At 38.3% G+C, this 3,146-nt stretch carries 5 protein-coding genes; all 5 read left to right on the forward strand.

Annotation, left to right across the window (positions count from 1 at the left end; genetic code table 11):
• Nucleotides 1-227: 227 nt before the first annotated feature.
• The 5 genes from L4C37_RS22195 to L4C37_RS22215 all read left to right on the forward strand — a co-directional run bounded on the left by L4C37_RS22195 (nucleotide 228) and on the right by L4C37_RS22215 (nucleotide 2,924).
• Nucleotides 228-623, forward strand: a complete 396-nt coding sequence (locus tag L4C37_RS22195) for a WapI family immunity protein (protein ID WP_429770136.1) — start codon at nucleotides 228-230, stop codon at nucleotides 621-623.
• A 142-nt stretch (nucleotides 624-765) separates the two neighbouring features.
• Complete coding sequence (locus L4C37_RS22200) at nucleotides 766-1,275, forward strand: GNAT family N-acetyltransferase (RefSeq protein ID WP_429770138.1); 510 nt, start codon at nucleotides 766-768, stop codon at nucleotides 1,273-1,275.
• 249 nt (nucleotides 1,276-1,524) lie between these two features.
• Nucleotides 1,525-2,253 carry a DUF2971 domain-containing protein gene (locus tag L4C37_RS22205; protein ID WP_429770140.1) on the forward strand — a complete coding sequence of 243 codons (729 nt, stop codon included), beginning with the start codon at nucleotides 1,525-1,527 and terminating at the stop codon, nucleotides 2,251-2,253.
• Nucleotides 2,254-2,376: 123 nt separating this feature from the next.
• The gene (locus L4C37_RS22210) at nucleotides 2,377-2,562 is read left to right on the forward strand and encodes a hypothetical protein (RefSeq protein WP_429770141.1); all 186 of its coding nucleotides are present in this window, start codon (nucleotides 2,377-2,379) and stop codon (nucleotides 2,560-2,562) included.
• 92 nt (nucleotides 2,563-2,654) lie between these two features.
• The gene (locus tag L4C37_RS22215; protein ID WP_429770143.1) at nucleotides 2,655-2,924 is read left to right on the forward strand and encodes a hypothetical protein; all 270 of its coding nucleotides are present in this window, start codon (nucleotides 2,655-2,657) and stop codon (nucleotides 2,922-2,924) included.
• The last annotated feature ends 222 nt before the right edge of the window (nucleotides 2,925-3,146 follow it).

Here is a 3,146-nt window from a genome sequence, read left to right on the forward strand (position 1 = left end):
GCCACTGCCTGTCCTAACTTCTTGGATTTGTAGCTCTGTATGCTACAAATTTATCGGTAAGGCAGGCTAAATATACCTAACAAGCAATTTAAGCAGACTGTCAACGCTTGGCATTTTCAGCTCAGTTTAGCTTCAGTGATTTAGGTGGTAAGTTTGAACGTACTGGTAACGTTGTCAGCTACTTAATTGGGCGTTAGCTGTTACATGGAAATTGAGAATAACTTTAAATGAAATGTATAGTTGAACTGAAGACCAATGACGAGACAAAAAGTCTAGTATTCTCAAATATTAAATTTTTCGCTAATAGCCTGAAATGTGACGTATCAATTAATTCTAGAGGGTTTGGGTATAACGGATCTGTTGCTTTCGATAACGTTACAAAATTCTTCACTGTTCTAGAAGCGATGAGTCACTTATCGGTAGGTAGTGCTGAATTATCAGAAGACTATGCAGATCATTATTTAAAGCTAGAATTGAATACGTTTGGTCATGTGATTTTAAGTGCCAACTTTGATGAGTACAGCGAACATTCACAACATTTAATAATTAATTTTAAAACTGACCAAACATGCTTGAAGCCCTTTTTAGATGACTTAAGGTGGGCAATGAGTAAAAACAGCTAACAAGCAATTTAAGCAGACTGCCAACGCTTGGCATTTTTAGCTCGGTTTAGCTTAGTGATTTTGGTGGTAATTTTAAGTGTATTGGTAGCGTTGTCAGCTACTTAATTGGGCGTTATAAAGCACGCATCGGAAAGGATTTTACGTGAACATTAGAACTGGAAAATTGTCGGATGTAGCGGGTATCACTGATATTTTTAATTTCTATATTGAACATACAAATGCACGTTTTGAAGAATCCCCATTTTCGTTAGAAAATCGACAACAATGGTTTTCACAGTTCTCACGAGATAGTAAGTATCAACTCTATGTGGCTACTGAAAATGAAGTTCTATTTGGTTTTGCGTGTTCCCAGCAGTACAGAGCGATGTCCGCATTTGAAGAAACAGCGGAAGTAACTGTTTATWTGGCGCAAGAAGCCAAGGGYAAAGGTTTAGGTTCAAAGCTGTATTCTCAACTGTTTGCATCTATTCACACGCACGGTATCCATCGAGTACTGTCAGGTATTGCGTTGCCAAATGACGCCTCAATCGCTCTACATAAACGTTTCGGGTTTAGAGAGGTTGGTGTTTTTAATGAGTACGCAAAGAAAAATGGTCAGTACATTAGCTCCATGTGGCTAGAAAAGTCGTTAAACGCAGAGTCCGCTTTATAACAAGCAATTTAAGCAGACTGTCAACGCTTGGCATTTTTAGCTCGGTTTGGTTTCAGTGATTTAGGTGTTAAGTTTGAGTATATTGGTAGCGTTGTCAGCTACTTAATTGGGCGTTATACGATTTGGAGGATGGTGAAAATTTCAAAGTTATATAAATTTAGGTCTGTTGATACCTACAGTCTTACTGGATTAGCTAACTCTCAACTCTGGTTTTCAGATATTGGATCCTTCAATGACCCCTTTGAGGGAATGTTTGTATTTGAAGAGTCAATTTCCGAAAACAGCTATAAGCTTTGGGAAAGTATGGTTGAGTGGAAAGGCGGCAAAGACATAGACCTAACGGAAAGAGACAGAAAGCTCAAAGAACTGGGTCTTGAGCACTTAGACGTCTCCAACCCTGATTTTTTGTCTAAGTTAGCTAAATCTGAGTTTGATATTGTATTGAAGTTGATTCAGCTTTCAAAGGTAATATCTTTGTCTATTTCAGACAGTAAAGGCGACCCTTTAACAGAAAACTTGATGTGGTCTCACTATTCTGATGGCTTAAGAGGCTTCTGCTTAGTTTTTGATAGTGATGGTTTGCAAGCAGATATCCATAGGTATTCAAGCACTACGATTCGTCCTGTGAAAGTAAGTTACCAAAACACACCGAATGTCATAGATATAAATGAATTTATTCTTTCTCCAGCAATGCTTGGTGTGTCCGATCTAAATTATATAGATCATGTAGTAGGTACGGTAGCTAGTAAATCTGAGTCTTGGAGCTATGAAAATGAGTTTAGAATCCTCTCAATGTCAGATAAAAACTTACATAGCTATTCAGCCAAGTCACTACTTGAAATAGTCATTGGTGAAAAAATGCCTAAAAACCAACAGCAACTTATTATTAGTATCGCCAAATCAGTTAATCCAAACATTGCTATCAAGTTAGCAAAGTTGAAGAAAAACAGTTATTTAATCGAGGTTGTCGATTATTAAAAATCGTATAACAAAGCATTTAAGAGTGATTCGCAACGCTTGGCAGTTTCGCTTCGCTCAAGTATAGCCAAGCGCCGCTCACACCTTAATGCGGCGTTATGTAACAGAAGGTATATTTAAAATATGACAATTGACTTAACTCCATTAATAGAGGTAATTGAAGGGGCTACGACAACCTCTGAAATGGATATCTATGGTCTGGTAGCTGCCTGCTTTTCAGCTATTGCTTCTATCTTATCATGCGGTGCTGCCTTGCTTATGGTCAAATATACAAGAGAGCAAAAAAGGCTTGGTATTAGAAATGAGTAGTTGATAATCGCAAGAGATGTTCTTGACACACTGCATCAATTACAAGAGCTCATGCCGTTGATATAGAAACTGCGAAGAGGTTGAGTTATAGATTGCAAAAATTACTAGTTTCATCACAAGGTGTTGCATCTCCTAAACAATGCAAACTAATCAGCGATATTTTAGAACGATTAGAGACTTTAAAAGCAAAGCGTGCGGCATATATTGAAGTTGAGAGGGGCGGGAGTGTTATTGAACTAGCACAAGAGGCAGACACTGAATTAGCGACAGTACATAGAGCGGCAAACGCGTATAAAAAAGACATAGTTTATTTTAAAAAAGAGGTGTTTGACATCTTCTCTGCAACTTACCAAGTTACATAACAAAGCATTTAAGAGTGATTCGCAACGCTTGGCAGTTTCGCTTCGCTCAAGTATAGCCAAGCGTCGCTCACACCTTAATGCGGCGTTATGTGATAAGGAGGTCACATTGAATATCGAATACAAGGTTAATCATCAGATCTCGGCTGACGAGTTTATTGGCTTGCTGAAGCGCTCGACGCTAGGAGAACGTAGACCAATAGAAAATATCGAATGTATCAACGG

It is taken from the genome of Vibrio kagoshimensis, assembly GCF_050337535.1.
Classification (GTDB): domain Bacteria; phylum Pseudomonadota; class Gammaproteobacteria; order Enterobacterales; family Vibrionaceae; genus Vibrio; species Vibrio gallaecicus.